The following is an 18,530-nucleotide window of genomic DNA, read 5'->3' on the forward strand; positions in this document are numbered from 1 at the left end:
TCTTATTTCTTCATTTCCACATTTTTTTCTAAATTCTTATTTTGACCCATAAATAAAATTTCAAAATGTACAGTACTTTGAGAATTATTATCTTGTCCCATTGCTATAATTTGGCCTCTCTTTACCTTTTCCTCTTTTTTTACAATTATATCTTTCAGATTAGAATATCTGGTTTCCACACCAGCTCCATGATCTATTAAAATGTATCTTCCTTTTTTTTTATCTACACCGCATTCCTTTACTTTTCCATCATAGCTTGCAGCAACCTGACTTCTTCCTATCGTTTTAATATCTATTCCCTCGCCTGTATTCTTCATTACATCTCCATAAGCAGGTAAAGAAAATTTCTCTTTTATTTTATTCTTTATTGTTTCTTCACCAGTAAATTCACTTTTAATTTTATCTATAAAATCCACAACTTTATCTTGAATATTTTTACTGTTATCTACCTCTATATATTTAACCTGCTGAATAACTTGTTTATAATCATAATTTGTATTTACTACTTCTTTACAGTACTTATATGCAGCAGCAGTTTGTGGAGTAACAACTAATTTACATATAAACACAAAAATAATCATAGCTAAAACTCCACATAAGTCTTGAATTATTTTTTTTATTATTCTGTTTTTATTTGTTTTTTTTTCTAAATTTTTATTATAATAACCACTAGAGTTAGTTCTTTTGTTAACAATAGTATTATAGTAATTTTCATATTCTGAATTAAAGTTTCCCATTGTATACCCCCTAAAGCTTACTACTATAATGTATATTTAATAAAAACTTATTCTATTACATAGAGCAATAAAAAAATAACACCCATGTATTTTACATAGATGTTATTAATAAATATGGTTTTTATTAAAATATTTGCTATTCAAAAGTTCTATTTATTTAACTCTTCTAATAAAGCATTTAAATCTATCCCGTGAACCGTAGCTGCTTCTTCAAGTGTTTCACCTTGAGCTGATGGGCAACCAACACACCCCATACCAAAGCCCATGAGAACCTCTGCCTTGGACATATCTTGTCTTACTATTTCACCTATAGTCATATCCTTAGTAATCTTCATCCTATCTACTCCTTTTATATTTTTATTATTTAATTGCTAATTGTACTTTTTTATTATTTCCAATAAAATTTTACTTTAAGCATTTTTTCACTAGGTATTTTAAATATATATATTGCAATTATCAATATTCATTACTCAATGATCAATTTATGAAAAAACTTCAACGAAGTTTTAATATAATGAATAGTATTTATTGCAACTTATATATATAATAATACTATTAAAATAAAAACACATTAATTATACACTATTTGATATAATTAAATAAAACCAAAGGGACTGACTTTTACAAAAGTCAATCCCTTTGGTTTTAGAGCGGTTTTCATATAAAATTACTTTAAAAATCCCTGTAATATAGTTTCTTGAGCCTCTTCTTCAGTAAGTCCTAATGACATAAGCTTCATAACCTGATCTGAAGCTATTTTACCTATTGCTGCTTCATGAATAAGCTCTGCATCTTCACAACTAGCTGAAAGAGCTGGAATAGATGTTACAACAGCCTTGTTCATGATTATAGAATCACATTCTATATGTCCTCTACTCTTGTTTTTACCATTCATCATAAAATAAAAAGTTTGTTTTGATTTATCCTTTGCTACTGTACGAGATATAATTTGAGCAGAAGAATCTTCACCAACTAAATTGATAGTTACATTAGATGCTGCTTCTTGCTCATTCTCTGTAAATATTCTTTCTGTAATAACCAATCGTGCATTTTTATGTAAATTTACTTCCATATCTTTTTTACTATCGTCAACACCCTTAATTTGAACTAATTCCATTTCAAGGGAACCATCTTCTTCTACATCAATAATAGTCTTAGTATGAAAATTCTTTTGAGCCTTGCCTTCACCTTCAGCATAATGCTTTTCAACGTATTTAACCTTTGAACCTTTTCGTATAATTATATCATGAATTCCTTCATGCTCAGTCTTTTGTGCAGTGCAATTATGAATACCGCATCCAGCCACAATAATAACATCTGAATTTTCACCTATATCAAAAGTATTATAAACAGTATCTACAATGCTTTTATTTGTAATTATTACTGGAACGTGCACACTTCTATTCTTTGTATTAGGCTGCACTACTACATTTATACCTGCTTTATCTTCCTTATTTGTAATACTTATATCCTTTGAAGTACTTCTGCTGACAGCTTCGCCATTACTTCTAATATTATGTTCACCTTTATATAGTTCATCTATATCATCAATTTTACTTAATATTCTTTCTTCAACTGAACTTACCATATTTCTTACATTCTCCCCTCACAAGTTTCGCAATAATCACAAGCTGCTTGATCCTTTATCTCTCTAATAATCGCTTCCTTACTTGTAGTTCTCTCAATGGAACCATTAGATAACACTATAACCTCATCTGCAATATCTATTATGCGTTCTTGATGTGAAATGATAACAATAGTTGACTTATACTTACTATGCATATTTTTAAAAGTTTCTACAAGTCTTTGAAAACTCCAAAGGTCAATTCCAGCCTCTGGTTCATCAAAAATAGCAAGTTTTAAATCTCTTGCCAAAACAGAAGCAATTTCAATTCTTTTTAATTCTCCACCTGAAAGGCTGCTATTAATTTCTCTATCTATATAATTTTTAGTACAAAGCCCCATATCTGCTAATAACTCGGTTGTATCTACTTTTTCTTTATTATCTTTGCTAGAAAGCTCTAATAATTCTTTAACTGTCATTCCTTTAAAATGAGGCGGCTGTTGAAAAGCATATCCTATTTTCTTTTTTGCCCTCTCAGTAATACCTAACTCAGTAATATCTTCTTCATCCAAAAGAATTTTTCCAGATGTAGGTTTATAAATGCCCATCATAAGCTTGCATAATGATGATTTCCCACCACCATTAGGACCTGTAATAACATAAATTTTGTTATTTTCTAATTTTAAATTGATATCCTTTACAATATTAACCTTTTCATTTTGTTCTCCAACTTCTAATGATACATTTTGAAATTCTATCATTTGAAACTTCTCCTTACATAAATTTTTTTGTATAATTAATCCTGCTGTTAATATGACTAATTAATTATAAAACCATACTTATTTATATTACCATTATGAAGATACTCTTTCAATTATTTTGATATAAATTGTTATAATACGTATAATATTATATTTTAATTAGTTTAAAATAAAAAATTCTGTGATATTTCACCACAGAATTTTTTATTTAATCTCTAATTATTTCTACCATACGTAGAAGTTGTTTTTTATTTTTTTCATTTTTCCTACTTAAAACATTTAAAATCAAATATGAAACAGTAAGCAGCATCATACCTAATAAAAAACTGAACATCTCGTAATTTGCATAACCTGCTCCTTTAAAAACAACAGTTCCAATTCCTATTCCTAATACCATCATAACTAAAGGGAATACATATACTAAAAGAACCATTTTATTAAAAGTTTTTTCTTCAATAGAAACCCTTACTCTATCCCCTTTGTTAGCTCCTATGGTATTCTGTATCTCAGTGACATGTGATGCACTTTCACATCCACCCTTACAACTTCCACAATTTCCACCACAGGCTGATTTTCTTTGAAAAACTACTGAAGCACACTCTCCTTGTATAGAATCTATATATCCTATTTCTGTCATATTTATCAACTCCTAAATAAGATTTACTCTTTACTAATAATTATATCATTTATATTCTTTTTTTCTACATATTTTTCATAGTATTTAACACATATTTATACACTGATGCCTGCAATCTCCAGTCACATCACAGAACTAGTTATACTATTTTAGTAGTCCATTCTTCGCAATTCCAAATTTCTGTTACTACATCTTTATAGAATTCAGGTTCATGACAAACTAAAAGAATGCTTCCCTTATATTCCTTAAGAGCTCTTTTAAGTTCTTCCTTTGCCTCTACATCTAAATGGTTAGTAGGCTCGTCTAGAATCAATATATTGGTTTCTTTATTAATTAACTTGCAAAGTCTTACTTTAGCCTGTTCTCCCCCACTTAGTACCATAACCTTGCTTTCAATATGTTTTGTTGTAAGTCCGCATTTAGCTAAAGCTGCCCTTACTTCATATTGAGTATATGAAGGGAACTCACTCCACATCTCTTCTATACATGAATTGTAATTATCTTTTTTTGTTTCCTGTTCAAAATATCCAATATATTGATAATCACCCAACTCAACTTTTCCACTTAATGATTTTATTTCTCCCATTAAACTTTTAAGTAAAGTTGTCTTACCAAGTCCGTTTGCACCACTTAAAGCTATTTTTTGCCCTCTTTCCATCTTTAAATTCAAAGGCTTAGACAATGGCTCATCGTATCCTATTACAAGATCAGTTGTTTCAAATATTAATTTTCCTGAAGTTCTTGCAGGTTTAAAATTAAATTCCGGTTTTGGCTTTTCTTCAGGTAATTCTATCATTTCCATTTTATCCAATTTCTTTTGTCTTGATTTTGCTCTACCTGTAGTAGAAATTCTAGCTTTATTTCTAGCTATAAAATCTTCGAGTTTTTCCTTTTCCTGTTGCTGTCTCTTATAAGCTGCTTCTAATTGCTTTTTATTTGCCTCATGTATTCTTTTGAAATTCTCATAATCCCCTACATACCTTGTCAATTTTTTATTTTCTACATGATAAATAAGATTTATAACACTATTTAAAAATGGAATATCATGTGAAATCAATATAAAAGCATTTTCATAATCCTGAAGATATTTTTTTAGCCACTCTATGTGCTCCTCATCTAAATAGTTGGTAGGCTCGTCCAAAAGAAGTATATCAGGCTTTTCAAGTAGCAGCTTTGCAAGAAGAATTTTTGTTCTCTGTCCACCACTTAATTCAGTAACATCTCTATCTAATCCTATATCACGAAGTCCTAGACCACCTGCTATTTCCTCAATCTTAGAATCTATTATATAAAAATCATTATGTTCTAATAAATCCTGAATTTCTCCCATTTCTTCCAATAGCTTTTCCAGTTCTTCTGGAGATGCTTCTCCCATTTTTTCAGTTATCTTTATCATTTCCTCTTCTAAATCAAAAAGATATTTAAAAGCTTCCCTCAATATATCTCGTATAGTTTTACCCTTTTCTAACACTGCATGTTGATCCATGTAACCAACTCGTACCTTATTTGACCAAATTATTTGTCCTTCATCAGGCATTAAATTTCCTGTAATTATATTCATGAAGGTTGATTTCCCTTCTCCATTTGCCCCAATAAATCCAACATGTTCCCCTTTTAAAAGTCTAAAGGATACATCTTCAAATATTGCTCTGTCGCCAAAACCGTGATTCACATTTTTTACCGTTAATATACTCATATAACTTCTCCTTCTAAACTATTTAAAATACGTAATATATACCCATATATCCTATATAGTTTAAATTAAAAAAATGCCCTTTGTCAATTAAATAATGCTGCTAAATAAATCAAACTCTAGATATTCTAAAAATAAAAGAACAGCAGAATTTTTTTTTCAAAAACACTTCTACTGTTCTTTTATTTTCTATGGAATTATACTATACCTTGTGCCACCATTGCATCTGCAACCTTTAAGAAACCTGCAATATTAGCTCCTACAACATAATTATCTTCATATCCATATTCTTTAGCACATTTTACTGAGTTTTGGTAAATATTCTTCATTATATTCTTTAACTTCTCATCAACTTCTTCAAAGCTCCAAGAATATCTCATACTATTTTGAGACATTTCTAATGCAGATACTGCAACTCCACCAGCATTAGCTGCTTTTGCAGGTCCGAAAAGAACTCCATTTTCTAAGAAAGTATGAACTGCTTCTAGTGTAGAAGGCATATTTGCTCCTTCTCCTACTGCAATTACTCCATTATTAACTAGCATTTTAGCCTCTTCCTCATTTATTTCATTTTGAGTAGCACTTGGAAGAGCTATGTCACATGGTATTGTCCATATTCCTCTGCATCCTTCATAATATTCAGCTTCTTCATGATACTTAACATATTCGCTTATTCTTTTTCTTTCTACTTCTTTTATTCTCTTTACAGTATCCAAATTAATTCCATTTTTATCATATACATATCCATTTGAATCACTGCATGCTACAACCTTACCGCCTAATTGATGTACCTTTTCTATAGCATATATAGCCACATTACCAGATCCAGACACAACTACAGTTTTCCCTTCAAAACTCATACCTTTTCCCTTAAGCATTTCATCAACGAAATAAACTAAACCATATCCTGTAGCTTCTGTTCTAGTAAGACTTCCTCCATAGTTTAATCCTTTTCCTGTTAAAACTCCAGCTTCATAAGAACTTTTCAGTCTCTTATATTGACCATATAAATATCCGATTTCTCTTCCGCCTACACCTATATCTCCAGCAGGTACATCTATATCTTGACCAATATATTTACAAAGTTCAGTTATAAAGCTCTGACAAAATCTCATTATTTCTCTATCAGATTTTCCTTTAGGATCAAAATCTGATCCTCCCTTACCTCCACCTATTGGAAGTCCAGTTAAAGAGTTTTTAAAAATCTGCTCAAATCCTAAAAACTTAATAATACTTAAATTAACCGTTGGATGGAATCTAAGTCCTCCCTTATAAGGACCTATAGCATTATTAAATTGAACTCTAAAGCCTCTGTTTACTCTTACATTCCCATCATCATCTGTCCAAGGAACTCTGAATATAAATTGTCTTTCTGGTTCAACTAGCCTTTCTAATATTCCATTTTCAATATACTCCGGATGTTTTTCTAAAACTGGTACTAAAGATTCTAAAACTTCTTTAACAGCTTGATGAAATTCAGCTTCACCTGAATTTCTCTGTAAAACTTCATTATATATATTTTCTACATATTTTTTAATTTGCACAATAAAATCCCCCTTTTGAATTTAATCACCCTATTTCTATAATAATAACATAAATTCTAAAATATTTACATAGTTTTTTGAGCATTTTATAAAAAAAATAGTTATTTTTTACATTTTACTAAATATATACACTATAATATTATTAATTTACCATTTTAATTGTTACTCTTTTTTGTTCTATTCTGTTTATAAATCAACACATATTTATACATTTATTTTTTCTCCAAAACTACTTATAATTTAGCTTATATAGTGAACTAGCACCACTTATAGAAGATGAGTGACTTTTGCTAGTTACGTTAAATACAGTGAACCTCAACGATAACATCATTAAAGTTCACTGTATTATTTAATACATATTATTTCTTGATTTTATAAAAATATTGCTAAATAAAGAAAATCGTATATTATTCTATCTTTCAATATCTATTCCAACTAGCTCCTGTATTTTTCTAGCTAACTCATCACTTATTTTTTCTACATCAGCAGAGTTTTTAGCTTCAGCATAAACTCTACATACAGGCTCTTCTGCATCTGGAAGGATAAGTGCCCAAGCATCTGCATAATTTAACTTTACGCCCTCGATAAGTTCTACTGAATCTGAAGAATTTTCCTCTATTAAATTTCTCATTACCTTACCTTTCATATTCCACGGACATAGAACCTCTTGCTTTTTTTTATAATATTTAGGAAATCTTGATATTATTTCAGAAAGAGCTATATTGCAATTTGCCATTAGGTTTAAAGTAAGCATCACTATTTCTACAGCATCAAGTGTAATTAAATAAGAATTAATTATAACTCTTCTGCTCAAAGTTTTTTCATTATTTATATATTCTTCTAAGATACTCTTTTGAGAAGTTTTAGTTCTTATGAATTTAACTCCACACATATGAGCTATTCCTTCCATAGAGTCTGAAGATGTTACTGGCACCACTAATGTCTTAAGTTTAGTTGATTTTAACATAATGAATGCTTTAAGAACATCATATGCATCATCCTTAATTATCTTTCCTTTTTCATCAACTAAAACTGCAAAATTACCTTCGTCAGAAATATAAACCCCTAGATTTGCACCACTCATTAAGACCTCTTTACTAAGTCCTATTAAATCCTTTGAGTCATTGTGCAACTTAACATTTACCTTAAGTTCTGATAAAATATTCTGCATTACTGACTTTATTAAAGTGTTCCTTGAACTAAGTACAACTTTATATCTTTGAAAGCTTATATTATGAACCTGTAATTTATTTACCAGGTCTCTAACATAATATTCAACGGTATCTGATAGCTGAATAATCTTTTTAAATTCATCATTTTTAACTCTTCTAAAATCTTCTCTAATAAAGCTATTCTCTATATTTCGTTCAACAGCTTTATCAATGTCAATTCCATAACTATCCATGAATAAAATATTCACTCTTTGAGTATCATCTTTATCAACTACAACATGAATTGCACCACTTACTCCAAAAAGCATTATAGCCTGCCTTACCATAGCCGTAGTCATCGTTTTCAAATCATAAACCTGAATCCCCATAGAAAGAAGTCCTGTAGCTAGTGAATATTTAAACATCTGAGCAGCACCATCATCACTACAGCTTATTACAACCTTAGCCCCTGATTTTAAAATTGATCCATATGAAGAACCTAATTTAGATACAAACTCTGGAGTAATATCTACATTTATTCCACCACTAATACCTTTTTTTCCAAATAAGGCTTTGGAAAATTTTCCTCCCCAGATTACATTGGAATTTACTACTGAACTGGCTCCAATCAATTTATTTGGCCATATCTTAACTCCTGGTTTTATTATTGCTTTAGTTTCTATTAATGTATCATCCCCAATTGTTGCTTCTTCAAAGATTGCACTCTTTGACTCCAATTGTACATTTTTACATAAAACTGCTCCTCTAACTTGGCTATTATCCCCAATATAACAGTTATCAAAAGCTATACTTCTCTTTATTGTTGCCCCTGAAGAAACTATATTATTTTTTCCCAAAATGGTATATGGTCCTATTTCAGCATCAGCATATATTTTTGTATTGTTCCCTATGTAGGAAGGTGATATTATATTTGCTTTAGTACTTATTTCACAATTTTCACCAATCCAAATCCCATCTCTATATCTTTCACCTTTTATTTTTACATTTACAAGTCTCTTTAAAATGTCAAAATGACATTTTATATATTGTTGTATATTACCAATGTCACACCAATATCCCTGAGCTATATATCCATATACAGGTTCATTATTATTTAGTAAAATAGGAAATAAGTCATTGCTAAAATCAAATTTCTGATTCTGCTGATAATAATTAAAAATTTCCGGTTCCAATATATATATACCTGTATTTACTTTATCACTAAAAACCTCACTCCAACTTGGTTTTTCAAGAAATCCTGTAACTTTTCCTTCTTTATCAGTTACAACAACTCCATATTCTAATGGTATAGGTACTTCTTTTAATACCAATGTACCTATGGCATTTTTCTTTTTATGATAAGAGATTGCCTTGGATATATCTATATCCGTTAATGCATCTCCACTTAAAACAATAAATGTATCATCTAAAAATTTTTCTGCATTCTTAACACTACCTGCAGTTCCCAATGGATATTCTTCCATAAAATAATTTAAATTAACCCCAAACCTTTTTCCATTTTCAAAATAACTTACAATCTCATCAGATAAATATTGAAGAGTTATTGCTATATCAGTTATTCCATTTTTCTTAAGCAGTTCTATTGCATATTCCATAACTGGTTTATCCAATATGGGTATCATGGGTTTCGGAATATTACAAGTTAAAGGTCTTAGCCTTGACCCTTCTCCCCCTGCCATAATTACTGCTTTCATAAACTCCCTCCTATATGCAGCACCTTATTTTTTCTGTATATTTCCCTTCTCTTTACTTCCTTTTTATTCTTTTAACTTTTTATCTTATTCTTACTTATTTACTTTGAACTCCCATTTAGTCCCTTTAGCTTCTTCTTTAACCTGTTCATACATCTTTACAGTTAATGATGCAACACTGTCCCAAGAATATTTTTCATAAACACATTTATATGCATTTTCTTTTAATGTCTCTGCCAATTTCTCATTGCTTAAAATTTCCAGTATATTGTCCTTTAAACTTTCAGCTAAACCTGGTATAGACTTCATTCCATTAACCTTATGTTCTACAATTTCAGAAAATCCTCCTACGTCAGAAACTACTATTGGACATCCTGCAGCCATTCCTTCTAAAGCAACAATTCCAAAAGGTTCATATAAAGATGGGAAAATTGCTGCATCTGATACTCTATATAGTTTATTTTTACTTTCATCTTCCATGTACCCAGTAAATAAAACTTTTTCCTTTAATCCCATGTCGAGTACCCTATCCTTTAATTCTTCTGTCATTGGTCCAGTGCCTGCAATCACAAATTTTACCTTATCATATTTTTCAACTATTTTAGAAACAGCATCTATTAAAATATGTACTCCTTTCTCAAAAACATGTCTCCCTACATAAAAGACTATTTTTTCATCATCTTTAGCATATTTTCTTCTAAAATCTTTACTATTAAATTCTAATTGAAAATCCTTTGGTTCTACGCCATTAGGAATAGTCCATATTTTTGCTAAAGGTGTAGAAAATACATCTTTTATTTGATTTCTCATATAATTACTGCAAGCCACAACCTTCCATGACTCATATGTGAGCATCCATTCTACTGAAGATATGTATCTCTGCATGTCAGTCTTTATTCCATTATTTCTTCCATACTCTGTAGCATGCATTGTACATACCATTGGAATTTTAAAAGCCCATTTTAATGTTTTTGCTGCATATGCTGTAAGCCAATCATGTGCATGAATAATATCTATCATTCCTATATCTTTTATCAATCGTATACATTCCTCAATCATTGCAAAATTCAACTGCATAGTCCATTTTGTAAAATCTTGTGTTTCAATTTTATAAGGTGCTACTCTATGAATTAAAACCCCATTATCATTTTCTTTAATAGGGGCTGTCCCATCTTCACAAGTAACCACATGAACTTCATGTCCCATCCTTGCTAAACTATGAGATAAATAATAAACATGATTTGATAGTCCTCCTACGTTTTTAGGTGGATATTCCCATGACAACATCAATATTTTCATATCTTACACTCCTTTGATTTATAGTTAATATAAAATTAGTTTCTACCATTTTTTTCTATAATATATATTATAATGTATAAACATATATTTTCAACCATTATTTGTAAATAAATTTGAGATTTTAAAATAAAAACAACCAATCAAATTCTGTAGTTAAATTGGGTTGATTTCTAATTATACATCTGCCTTTGAAAATAATCTTCTAGCCTCAATAATTCTCTGTAAAGCTGTAACAGCAACTAACAAAGCAAAAAATAAAGTAATCCCTGATAAATATTTTGAAAATAAAATCATAAAAGTAAACATAATAAATCCCTCTGTTCTCTCAACAAGTCCTGCTTGGTAATAAAAAGATTTTATACCTTTATTTTCACTTAATGCACCTACTGTTAAAAATACTGTCATAGAAAAAATAATTGATGCTATTAAGATTAACAGCTCAAGTCTTACATTAGAAAAAATTAATGCAAGAGATAAAATAATTCCTATTTCAACCAATCTGTCAAAAACTATATCCAACAAAGTTCCCCAAGCAGTACTTTGTTTTCTATACCTTGCAACAGCACCATCAACTGCATCTAAAAGTCCTGAAACCCACAAGCATATACATGCCATTATAGGATAACCCAAGTAAACTAATACACTTGTAATTAGCCCAATTAAAAGGGCTAAAATTGTTATTCCATTGGGTGTGAATCCAATATTTACAAATACTTTTGCTATTACATTAATAAATGGGTTTACATATTTTCTCGCATGTGTATCTAACATTTTTAATCTTCCTTTCAAAATCAATTTGGAATCCAACATATTTTCTTTGGTTCATAGTTTACTGATATTTCTTCCCCTAATATAAACTTCTCTCCCACACTCTCTTTTTGTATAGCCTTAAATGTTTTTGAATCACTCTTGAATTTTATATTTAAAAATCCTTGTTGAAATGAGCATTCTTCAATGGTTCCAAATAATTTATTTGTATTTCCTTCTAATACTTCTTCATTAATATTATGATTAATTTTCCTAACTTCTAAGCTTTCAGGAGGTAAAAATATATATCCTTCTCCTAATTCTTTTTTTAAGTTTGTTAAAGAAAGTTCTAAATTATCACTTATAAAAACACCTTCGTTTATTGTTCCATAGTAAATATTTTCTCCACCCAGAAATCTTGCTATATATACATTACTAGGATATTTATATAGTTCATCAGGCTTTCCCACTTGTAGAATCATTCCATCTTTCATAATTGCCATTCTATCTGCTAAACTGAAAGCCTCGTTACGATCATGAGTTACAAAAATAATTGTAATTTTATATTTTTTATGTATATAACTTATTAACCGTTTCATTTCTTCTCTTAAACCTGGATCTAAAGCACTAAAAGGTTCATCCATCAAAAGAATCTTAGGTTTGCATACAATAGCTCTAGCAAGTGATACTCTTTGCTGCTGCCCTCCGCTTAATTCTATTGGATATCTCTCACCAAAACCTTCAAGGTCAACACTTTTCAAAACTTCTCTAGCTCTCTTAACTCTCTCTTTTTTAGGTATTTTCTTCATTTTAAGTCCAAACATAACATTTTCTTCTACGGTCATATGGGGAAATAATAATGGCTGTTGAAACACCATTCCCAACTCTCTTTTTTCTGCCTCAACTCTAGTAATGTTTTTATCTTTCAGATAAATTTCACCTTTATCTACATTAGTTAATCCAGCTATTATCTTTAACAAAGTAGTTTTACCACATCCTGAAGCACCTAGTAGGGCAAAAAATTCTCCTTCTTTAATTTCTAAGCTATTAACTTTTAACTTATAGCTTTTATAGCTTTTTTCAATTTTTTTTAATTCTAAGTAAGCCATATTAAATCACCTATTCTTTTTTAATTAATTCTTTTATTTCCATAATATTTTTTCAAAATATTATCCATAAACCATAACAATATAAAAGCTAAAACAGCAAAAATTATACAGTAGACTGCCCCAATACTTTGATCTCCACCATTAATAAAAGGTACCATAAGCATAGGCAATGTCATAATTTGTCCGCCACCAATAAGTACAGTAATTATATATTGACTTAGTGAAATTAACACAGTTAAGCTTGAACCTGCTGCTATTCCTGGTAAAAGATAAGGAAAAACTACATAAAAGAAACGATTTATATATCCTGCACCTAACATTTTTGCTTGTTCTTCTAAATTAAAACCTAAATTCTTAAAACTAATACTTAATGCTTTAATCATATAAGGTAAAGTAGAAATAGTGTGGGTTAAAACAACGCCTTCCATAGTATCGACTAAATCTAAGTGAATAAACATTTTGTGCATTCCTATTGCTGCAACAATAGGTGGAATTATAACAGGAGTTAATAATATTCCCTCTGTTATTTTTTTCCCTTTAAACTCGTATCTGCCTAAGGCATTCGCTGCTGGAATCCCAATGATAATATTTATTATTGTTACAATAAAGGTAATATTTAAACTTGTTAAAACTGCTTTTCCTGTACGAGATGAAACTGAAAAAACATATTTCCATGCACGCATGGCAAAAATATTAGGAAAAATCTCTGGCCATTTCCATCCACCAGAAAAACTCCACAAAATCAGAGGAATAATAGGCACAATAATAAAAAAAACTAATAAAATCAATAATATGAAAACTATATTTTCAACTGCTTTACTATTCATGTTTATTCTTACCTCCATATGCTGTCCATTTTTTGCTAAAGAAATATGTAAAAACAACTAAACTTAAAGTAATAAAAATAAAAATTGCATTAATTGCTAAAGCTATTGGTCTTTCTCTTAACTCTCCCTTAGTATAAATTTCACAAGATAGAACAGCTAAAGTTTTAGGATAAGTAACTCCTAATAAAAAAGGAACTTCAAAATCTGAAAAAGTATATGCAAAAATAATAAAGCTTGAAATTTTCCAAGCTGGAAGTAACATTGGAAAAACTATTTCTAAAAAAGCTTTTCTTTTATTTGCCCCAAATACTTTTGCTACCTCAATCCATGAAGATTTTACTTGTAATAAAACAGGATATAACATTAAAATAATAAAAGGAGTAGCTTTCCAAACGTAAGTAGTAATAATTCCCCATCCACTAGAATCATTTATGATAATTGGAAAATCATTTATTTCTGTTATAAAACCTAAATTTAATAAAATTCTAGATATCCAACCACTTTGCATAAACATAATAACCATTAAATAAGCGGAAACCAAATAAGGAATCAGCATTGGTAAGATAAAGAAACGCTGCAAGATTAAAGTGAATTTGTGATTTCCATTACTGCTTATGATGAACAAGCAAAATATCACAAATAATCCTAAAATAGATGATATAATTGTTGATATCGTAGAAATCTTTAACGTTAATAAAAAAGATTTCCAGAAGTCATAACTATATAATATTTCTTTATAAAATTTAAAAGTAAAATGGTTTTTCCCTATTACAGGGAAAAAACCAAAGCTTTGAAGTAATCCACAGCAGATTCCTCCAAAAAAGAATATAACTATAATACTAAGCGCGGGTAATACTAAGAAATACGGTTTATTTTTTTGCCACATTTTCTATCCAACCTTTTTCTAATAAATCTACATATTTTGAAGGTATTTCTGACAATCTAGCACTTTCTAATTCCTCTTGTGACAATACTTGTGCTCCACCTTCCATAGAAGTTAATTTAACTTTATCTTCTTTTGAAAGTTTTTTGTAATCTAGAATTGTTCCATCTCCCCAATTTTTAGAATCAAACTTAGCAAGTTGCGCTTCTGGAGATAGAAGAAAATTAATAGTAACCATTGCTGCTGCTTTATGTTTTGCATTAAAAGGTATTGATAAATAATGAGTATTAGATAATGTACCTTCATTTAATACAAATGTTCTAACAGACTTAGGGAACTCTCCTGTTTTAAATTTATTGGCTGCATGTACAGGATTATAAGACATAGTCATCCAAATTTCATTTCCTGCAAAAAGTTGATCTAACTTTGCTGAACTTTCAGGATAGGTTTTCCCTTCTATCCAAAGATAAGATTTGATTTCATTTAAATAATTCCATGTAAGCTTAGATGTATTTTTAAAATCTTCATCTTCCATTGGATCTAAATATTGTTTATATCCTCCTGTGGTTTCATATAAAACATGTCTTATAAATGCACTTCCTGTAAAATCTGGTGGGGCTGGGTATGTGAATTTCCCTGGGTTTTCTTTTACCCATTTTTTTAATTCTTTCATAGATTTAGGAGGAGTTTTAATTTTATCTGAATCATATATAAAAACAAATTGAGCCTTTCCAAAAGGTGCTTCTAAACCTCTTGTATCTTCTCCAAAATCAAATTTAATATCATAAGCTTCCTTATTTACATACTTATTATAGTTTGGCATTTTATCCACAAAAGGTCCCCACAGCAAATCATTATCTTTAGCTATTTTAAAGTTATCTCCATTAAGCCAAAAAATGTCCATGCTTCCTTCTTGTTTAGCAGATTGTTTCTCAGTTAAAAGCTTATTAAGCATATCCCTTGCATCTTCAATAGGTACACGATTTAAACTAATTCCAAATTCTTCTTTAAGCTTAGGTACAGCCCATTCGTCAATATACTTATTTACAGAACTATTTCCACCCCACATATAGATATTAACTTGTTCTTCTTTACTTTTAGATACTATGTCTGTCCAGTTACTGTTCATTAAATTAATAGCTGATTCATTATTTTTTAATTCTTGTTTATTTTTCGCCTTTCCACAGGATGTGAAGACTATAACAGTAACAAATATAAGTACATAATATAAAAATTTATTTTTCACGGCGTCACCTCCTTTAATGTTAAAAATTCAAATATAATTATTAAAGTCATTATAATCCTTTTTTCTTTTTAATCCATTCAGGAAAAAGTGAAATTATAACAAGAAATATAGCACCTATTCCTAAATATACTAATGTTTTTCCAATTCCCTCTCCACTTACTATAGCACCACTCATAAAAGTAAAAGCAATAGCTCCTGGTATCATACAGATAAATGAAACAAAAACATACGTTCTAAATTTAATTTCAGTTAAACCATATGCAAAGTTTTGAAGATTGAATGGAAATACTGGAATTAATCTAGTAATTATAAGCATTCTCCAGCCCTGTTTTTTTACACCTCTATCTATCTTCTTAATCTGTTCATTTCCTTCAATCCAACCTTCTACCATACTTCTAGCTGAGTATCTAGCAATTAAGAAAGCTGCTGAAGCTCCTAAAGTTGCTCCTGTTACTGCCCATATCACGCCCATTACAGGTCCAAAAGCAATACCACCTAAAAGGGTAATAGGCAAACCAGGTAAGAAAAATATGCAAGCAACAACATATAATAAAATATATATAATCGGTCCAAGAACTCCATATTCTTTGATCCATGTCTTTAAATTTTGTATATTTTCAATACTAATATATTCGAAAATTCCAAAACTCTTCAATATAATAACTAGTACCCCTATTAGCGCAATTGTAATGGTAAATTTAACATAACTTTTATTCTTTTCTTCAGCCATAATTTCTCCTTTTTCTTTTTAAGGTATAGAGAATTCTTCACCTATACCTTAATTATTTATATATTATTTAATATTACCAGTTTCTATATCTAAATCTTCATTATAACTCCACTCAATCCATGAACCATCATAATTCTTAACATTTTCATATCCTAATAATTGAGTTAATACAAATGTAGTATGTGCTGAGCGTACTGCTGATTGACAATAAACTATTATTGTTTTATCTGGTGTTATTCCTTTTGATTCATATATTTTCTTTAACTCTTCTACGCTTTTAAAGGTTGTATCTTTTCCATCACCTATGTTTATAGCTTCTTTATATTCTAACCAAACGCTTGATGGAATTCTTCCTTTTCTATAAGCACCCTTTAATAAAGTTTTACCAGTAAATTCTTCAATTGAACGAGTATCTAATATTATTGTATTTGGATCATTAATTGCCGCTTTGACATCTTCTATTGTAGCTAATTTACTTTCATCAACTTTGCCTTTAAATTTATATTCCTTAGCATTAATTTCAGGTTCAGCAGTCACTGTTTCAAGTCCTGAAGCTTTCCATCCATTGATTCCACCATCAATCAAAGCCACTTTGTCATGACCATACATATCTAATATCCACCATAGTCTAGCTGCATCATAATCACCTTTACCATCATATAATAATATGAAAGTATCATTATCTATTCCTAAACTTCCTAATAGTTTCTCAACTTTTTCTTTTTCTCCTCTCATTCCTCCATAAGGATAATTTTCACTTCCATAATCAGGTCTCCATACATTTAATGCTGTTGGAATATGTCCTAAATTGTAATCAATTGATTTTCTAATATCAATAACAGCTATATTTTCACCTTTGTCTATCATTTCTTTTGCTTGTAATGCACTTATAATTACGTTTTTATTAGCATAAGCATCATATTTGATTTCTTGTTTATTCAATTCTTTACTTGTTTTTATGTCCGGATTACCACATGCTGCTACACCTAATACTAATGCTAATGATAAAAGTACTAATAAAAATTTTTTCATTTATAATTCCTCCCTTTTCTTTTGTTGTTTTGTATTATTTTAAAGAGAACTGTTATCTCTTAAAAATCTATTTATTACTTCAAAACTTTATCAATAATTGTCTTTGATTTATATCTGTTTACCCAACTAGTTATAGGACTTGATGATATTTGTGGAAATTTAAATTCTGAAGTTACAGTTTCTCCAAATATTAGGTCTAAAATATGAACAGCCTTTTTACCGCCCTTCGCCATAGCTTCTCTACAAGCTGCACAATATGTTACCACATAATCTGACTCAAATTCAGAAACTCTTCTCGATATTACCCTTGAGGTTATTTCTGGGTTAGCTGGAACAACCATACCGCCAAACCCACAACATCTGGTGTTTTCTCGTGTATGTAGTGGTTCTTCAGTTTTATATCCCAACTCTTTTAAAATCCATCTTATTCCATTGTGGATTTCTGGATTATTTCTTGTTGGACATGCATCATGTATAGCAAATACTATATCACTACTTTTACCAATTCCTTTTGCTTTTTCTGGCAATCCTATTTCAGGTAATAATTCCCACAAAGATTTTACTTTATGATTAGGACTGTATTGTGACATAGTTAAATAACATGAAAGACATGCAGTTATTATTTCCTCTCCTCCTACTCTATCAATTTCCTCTTGAAGTGCACCATATCTTTCTCTGAACTTATCTACTTGTCCTAATAATTTAGTAGGTTTACCACAACATTTTAATATAGCTCCTGTTCCCTGCAATTTTTCCTGTAAAAATTCTAACATTTTACCAACAGCATAAGGATTATATGCTGATAAACTACATCCGGGCATAAATACTCTTTTAGTATGCTTTGCATTATTAGTCATA

General features: G+C 29.7%; 17 protein-coding genes. All 17 read right to left on the reverse strand.

Annotated elements, in window-relative coordinates; all coding sequences use genetic code 11:
- Positions 1-2: 2 nt before the first annotated feature.
- The gene (locus OIO11_RS11085; RefSeq protein ID WP_268071537.1) at positions 3-737 is read right to left on the reverse strand and encodes a M23 family metallopeptidase; all 735 of its coding nucleotides are present in this window, start codon (positions 735-737) and stop codon (positions 3-5) included.
- 149 nt (positions 738-886) lie between these two features.
- The gene (locus OIO11_RS11090) at positions 887-1,072 is read right to left on the reverse strand and encodes a DUF1858 domain-containing protein (RefSeq protein WP_268071538.1); all 186 of its coding nucleotides are present in this window, start codon (positions 1,070-1,072) and stop codon (positions 887-889) included.
- Between the two features lie 332 nt (positions 1,073-1,404).
- Positions 1,405-2,325, reverse strand: coding sequence for a SufB/SufD family protein (locus tag OIO11_RS11095; RefSeq protein WP_268071539.1), 921 nt, complete (start codon positions 2,323-2,325; stop codon positions 1,405-1,407).
- 5 nt (positions 2,326-2,330) lie between these two features.
- Positions 2,331-3,062 (reverse strand): ABC transporter ATP-binding protein, encoded by a 732-nt coding sequence (locus OIO11_RS11100; protein WP_268071541.1) that lies wholly within the window; start codon positions 3,060-3,062, stop codon positions 2,331-2,333.
- A 208-nt stretch (positions 3,063-3,270) separates the two neighbouring features.
- The gene (locus OIO11_RS11105; RefSeq protein ID WP_268071542.1) at positions 3,271-3,699 is read right to left on the reverse strand and encodes a SoxR reducing system RseC family protein; all 429 of its coding nucleotides are present in this window, start codon (positions 3,697-3,699) and stop codon (positions 3,271-3,273) included.
- Between the two features lie 139 nt (positions 3,700-3,838).
- Positions 3,839-5,395, reverse strand: a complete 1,557-nt coding sequence (locus OIO11_RS11110) for an ABC-F family ATP-binding cassette domain-containing protein (RefSeq protein ID WP_268071543.1) — start codon at positions 5,393-5,395, stop codon at positions 3,839-3,841.
- A 194-nt stretch (positions 5,396-5,589) separates the two neighbouring features.
- Positions 5,590-6,936, reverse strand: coding sequence for an NADP-specific glutamate dehydrogenase (gene gdhA / locus OIO11_RS11115; RefSeq protein ID WP_268071544.1), 1,347 nt, complete (start codon positions 6,934-6,936; stop codon positions 5,590-5,592).
- A gap of 412 nt (positions 6,937-7,348) precedes the next feature.
- Entirely contained in the window at positions 7,349-9,802 is a 2,454-nt protein-coding gene (locus OIO11_RS11120; RefSeq protein ID WP_268071546.1) for a sugar phosphate nucleotidyltransferase, read from the reverse strand.
- Positions 9,803-9,892: 90 nt separating this feature from the next.
- Positions 9,893-11,098, reverse strand: coding sequence for a glycosyltransferase family 4 protein (locus OIO11_RS11125; protein WP_268071547.1), 1,206 nt, complete (start codon positions 11,096-11,098; stop codon positions 9,893-9,895).
- Between the two features lie 174 nt (positions 11,099-11,272).
- The gene (locus tag OIO11_RS11130; RefSeq protein WP_268071548.1) at positions 11,273-11,869 is read right to left on the reverse strand and encodes a CDP-alcohol phosphatidyltransferase family protein; all 597 of its coding nucleotides are present in this window, start codon (positions 11,867-11,869) and stop codon (positions 11,273-11,275) included.
- A 20-nt stretch (positions 11,870-11,889) separates the two neighbouring features.
- On the reverse strand, positions 11,890-12,954 hold the full coding sequence (locus OIO11_RS11135) for an ABC transporter ATP-binding protein (protein ID WP_268071549.1): 1,065 nt from the start codon (positions 12,952-12,954) through the stop codon (positions 11,890-11,892).
- Between the two features lie 20 nt (positions 12,955-12,974).
- Positions 12,975-13,781, reverse strand: a complete 807-nt coding sequence (locus OIO11_RS11140) for an ABC transporter permease (RefSeq protein WP_268071550.1) — start codon at positions 13,779-13,781, stop codon at positions 12,975-12,977.
- Positions 13,774-14,667 (reverse strand): ABC transporter permease, encoded by an 894-nt coding sequence (locus tag OIO11_RS11145; RefSeq protein ID WP_268071551.1) that lies wholly within the window; start codon positions 14,665-14,667, stop codon positions 13,774-13,776. Before OIO11_RS11145 ends, OIO11_RS11140 begins: the two co-directional genes overlap by 8 nt.
- Positions 14,651-15,910, reverse strand: a complete 1,260-nt coding sequence (locus OIO11_RS11150; protein ID WP_268071552.1) for an ABC transporter substrate-binding protein — start codon at positions 15,908-15,910, stop codon at positions 14,651-14,653. The genes OIO11_RS11145 and OIO11_RS11150 overlap by 17 nt, the downstream gene beginning before the upstream one ends.
- 49 nt (positions 15,911-15,959) lie before the next feature.
- A complete protein-coding gene (locus OIO11_RS11155) occupies positions 15,960-16,640 on the reverse strand; it encodes a TVP38/TMEM64 family protein (RefSeq protein ID WP_268071553.1) in 681 nt (226 codons plus the stop codon).
- Positions 16,641-16,703: 63 nt separating this feature from the next.
- Complete coding sequence (locus tag OIO11_RS11160) at positions 16,704-17,672, reverse strand: sulfurtransferase (protein WP_268071554.1); 969 nt, start codon at positions 17,670-17,672, stop codon at positions 16,704-16,706.
- A gap of 74 nt (positions 17,673-17,746) precedes the next feature.
- The gene (locus OIO11_RS11165) at positions 17,747-18,529 is read right to left on the reverse strand and encodes a (Fe-S)-binding protein (RefSeq protein WP_268071555.1); all 783 of its coding nucleotides are present in this window, start codon (positions 18,527-18,529) and stop codon (positions 17,747-17,749) included.
- Position 18,530: the final 1 nt, after the last annotated feature.

It is taken from the genome of Clostridium sp. ZS2-4 (assembly GCF_026719745.1).
Lineage (GTDB): Bacteria > Bacillota > Clostridia > Clostridiales > Clostridiaceae > Clostridium_H.

Bases quoted from the DNA above. Each gene is read 5' to 3' on its own strand.
- OIO11_RS11085 (WP_268071537.1), bottom strand. From the start codon at position 737: ATGGGAAACTTTAATTCAGAATATGAAAATTACTATAATACTATTGTT.
- OIO11_RS11090 (WP_268071538.1), bottom strand. From the start codon at position 1,072: ATGAAGATTACTAAGGATATGACTATAGGTGAAATAGTAAGACAAGAT.
- OIO11_RS11095 (WP_268071539.1), bottom strand. From the start codon at position 2,325: ATGGTAAGTTCAGTTGAAGAAAGAATATTAAGTAAAATTGATGATATA.
- OIO11_RS11100 (WP_268071541.1), bottom strand. From the start codon at position 3,062: ATGATAGAATTTCAAAATGTATCATTAGAAGTTGGAGAACAAAATGAA.
- OIO11_RS11105 (WP_268071542.1), bottom strand. From the start codon at position 3,699: ATGACAGAAATAGGATATATAGATTCTATACAAGGAGAGTGTGCTTCA.
- OIO11_RS11110 (WP_268071543.1), bottom strand. From the start codon at position 5,395: ATGAGTATATTAACGGTAAAAAATGTGAATCACGGTTTTGGCGACAGA.
- OIO11_RS11120 (WP_268071546.1), bottom strand. From the start codon at position 9,802: ATGAAAGCAGTAATTATGGCAGGGGGAGAAGGGTCAAGGCTAAGACCT.
- OIO11_RS11125 (WP_268071547.1), bottom strand. From the start codon at position 11,098: ATGAAAATATTGATGTTGTCATGGGAATATCCACCTAAAAACGTAGGA.
- OIO11_RS11130 (WP_268071548.1), bottom strand. From the start codon at position 11,869: ATGTTAGATACACATGCGAGAAAATATGTAAACCCATTTATTAATGTA.
- OIO11_RS11135 (WP_268071549.1), bottom strand. From the start codon at position 12,954: ATGGCTTACTTAGAATTAAAAAAAATTGAAAAAAGCTATAAAAGCTAT.
- OIO11_RS11140 (WP_268071550.1), bottom strand. From the start codon at position 13,781: ATGAATAGTAAAGCAGTTGAAAATATAGTTTTCATATTATTGATTTTA.
- OIO11_RS11145 (WP_268071551.1), bottom strand. From the start codon at position 14,667: ATGTGGCAAAAAAATAAACCGTATTTCTTAGTATTACCCGCGCTTAGT.
- OIO11_RS11155 (WP_268071553.1), bottom strand. From the start codon at position 16,640: ATGGCTGAAGAAAAGAATAAAAGTTATGTTAAATTTACCATTACAATT.
- OIO11_RS11160 (WP_268071554.1), bottom strand. From the start codon at position 17,672: ATGAAAAAATTTTTATTAGTACTTTTATCATTAGCATTAGTATTAGGT.
- OIO11_RS11165 (WP_268071555.1), bottom strand. From the start codon at position 18,529: ATGACTAATAATGCAAAGCATACTAAAAGAGTATTTATGCCCGGATGT.